At 32.3% G+C, this 2,423-nt stretch carries 3 protein-coding genes; 1 reads left to right on the top strand and 2 read right to left on the bottom strand.

Going from position 1 to position 2,423, the window contains the following annotated elements:
• The coding region (locus tag CUL_RS0115770; protein ID WP_025640196.1) for a transposase at positions 1-240 on the top strand (240 nt) is incomplete at its 5' end.
• A gap of 370 nt (positions 241-610) precedes the next feature.
• On the opposite strand, the gene CUL_RS17760 is transcribed toward CUL_RS0115770, so the two are convergent.
• Both CUL_RS17760 and CUL_RS18565 read right to left on the bottom strand, forming a co-directional pair.
• Positions 611-1,585: a C40 family peptidase gene (locus CUL_RS17760; RefSeq protein WP_005584366.1), complete on the bottom strand. Its 975-nt coding sequence runs from the start codon at positions 1,583-1,585 to the stop codon at positions 611-613.
• 643 nt (positions 1,586-2,228) lie between these two features.
• Positions 2,229-2,423: IS3 family transposase (locus tag CUL_RS18565; RefSeq protein WP_157752680.1), on the bottom strand; the 195-nt coding region annotated here is incomplete at its 5' end.

Here is a 2,423-nt window from a genome sequence, read left to right as displayed (position 1 = left end):
TATCCTATTGAAATTAGAAAAATAATGTATACTACAAATATAATAGAAGGTTTGCATAGGCAATTTAGGAAAGTTACAAAGACTAAGTCTGTCTTTCCAACTGATTTATCCCTAGAAAAAATGCTATATCTAGCAAGTCAAAATGTTATGAAAAAGTGGACCCAGAGATATAGAAATTGGGACTCTATTCTAAATCAACTGATGATATTTTTTGAAGGAAGGGTAGAACAATATCTTTAAAATTGAAACAATGCACCCTAAATCTATAGAAAAACTTGGGGAATAGGATTTAACAGGTGGTTTCTAGGTAAATAATGGCCTAGGCCATTATTTACCTAGAAACCACCTAACTAAAAAAATGAACACATTTCTCCATGTTTAAAATTATTGCCAAAATTATAAGAATTTATGTATATTTCCCTATAATTTTGGCAAACTAAAACTAAAGTATCAAATTTGAAAAATTATTATCTAAATTAAATCTAAATTTTCTTGTCAGATCAGAGTAATCAAACTTACTTAAAGCACAAAATTTATTACAGTCTCCAGAGATAATAAATAAAGGACTGTTTTGAAATTGTTAACTATTCAAAACAGTCCTATTATTTACCTAAAATACTCTTCTACCATAGGAGAAACGCTCACTATAATAACCAGAATTAAGGTTAGAGATAATAACTCCTTTACTTCTAGATGAACTAGAATGAATGAAATTACCATCTCCTATGTATATACCCGTATGGCTTGGACCGGATCTACTGGAAGTAGTACCACTAAAGACGACTAAATCTCCAATTTTTAAATCTTCCTTGCTTACCTTTGTACCTACATTTGCTTGTTCCGAAGAGGTACGGGGTACTGTAACACCATACTGGCCATATACAAACTGAACAAAACCTGAGCAATCAAATCCATTAGAGGTAGTACCACCATAACGATAAGGGGTACCAATATATTTTTTAGCTGTATCTATAATATTTGGGCCTAAGGAACTATTTCTTGAGCCACCTCTGCTAGCTGATGGATTAACTCTGCGCCTATTGCCTTTTATAGCTTCATTTATAGCTTGTATGGTTTCAGATCCAGCTATTCCATCCACTTTAATACCATACAGCTTCTGAAAATCTGCGAGGGCTTGTCTAGTTTCAGAACCAAAATATGTAGTACACTCATCTATATCTAACAATCCTAATATTTTAAGCCTTTCCTGTAAAGCTTTAACATCTTCTCCCTCAATACCTTCCTTTAACAATCGTTCATGTATTAAGGGTTTTAAATCTAAAATTTGCTGTAATGCTTCAAATGTATCTGGGCCAAAGGAACCATCTGGATTTAGCCCTTGAGAACGTTGAAACTCTTTGACAGCATTAAGGGTTTTTTCACCATAATATGTAGTAGTCTCTTCCAAATTTAAAAAGTTCAAATTTACCAGATGTTCTTGAAGAACTTGCACATCCTTATGGTTCATTTCATATTTCAATACTTGATCGCCTAGATCAGCTTGTACAAATACAGGATTGGCAAATAGAACTCCGGCTATAGTAAAAGATATAACTGTCTTTTTCAAAGGATCGACGCTAGCCATAAAAAACAACTCCTTTTTCTTCAGTATTATTATTTCTAATAATATTTAGTATACAATAAATTCGACAATAAATAAAGGGTAAATTGTAACTATTTTGTAAACATTTTTGTCCATTTTCGAAATAAACATCTGAAGCAGCTAAGATACTTGGTCTTATAACTTTTCTGAAAGAAGTGAAGAATCCCAAAACTTAGATTCTTCACTTCTTCCAATTAATAAGTGAAGAAATGTTTTAGACTAATTTATAATAATCTATTTTTTAATGTTTTCCATAGCCTTTTCTGCAAACTTGGTAGTTACTATTTTTTCGTAATCTGCTCTTTTTTCTAATTCTCCTGCTAATTCCATAATATCCATCATATGGTTTAATCCTTCCTCTGTTATTATTAAATCTGGCTTCCAACTATCCTGCTCTGGATCTATGTCAATAGTTTGGACAAAAATTTAGGTTTTTTTGTGGGTCTCCGCCACCATTGACAATCCAAACATAAATGCTTTTAGGTTTCTACCCGAAGGCGATAAACTCAAAGCAAGCTATGTTTTGTGCCTTCGTGGTGGAATATTGTAGCATTTATTTATTGGCTTATCAATGGCAAGCCCTACGGGTGGCTATCATCCCCTCAGGCTCAAAATCTAAAGCAAGCTATGCTACTCTACATAGATTCTCATATTCATCTGGAGTCATGTAGTTGATTGATGAATGAATCCTTTTTCTATTATAAAATCCTTCTATATATTGAAATAATATTAACTTAGCATGATTATGATCTATAAATGTATTAAGATATACGCATTCTTTTTTTAGTATTGCATGAAAACTTTCTATACAGGCGTTGTC

Source organism: [Clostridium] ultunense DSM 10521 (genome assembly GCF_000511955.1).
GTDB classification, from domain to species: Bacteria; Bacillota; Clostridia; order Tissierellales; family Tepidimicrobiaceae; genus Schnuerera; species Schnuerera ultunensis.
Note: the sequence above shows the minus strand (reverse complement) of the source record. Positions and strands in the feature narration are given on the sequence as shown.

Coding starts and splice junctions, on each gene's coding strand:
- CUL_RS17760 (WP_005584366.1), bottom strand. CDS start 1,585: ATGGCTAGCGTCGATCCTTTGAAAAAGACAGTTATATCTTTTACTATA.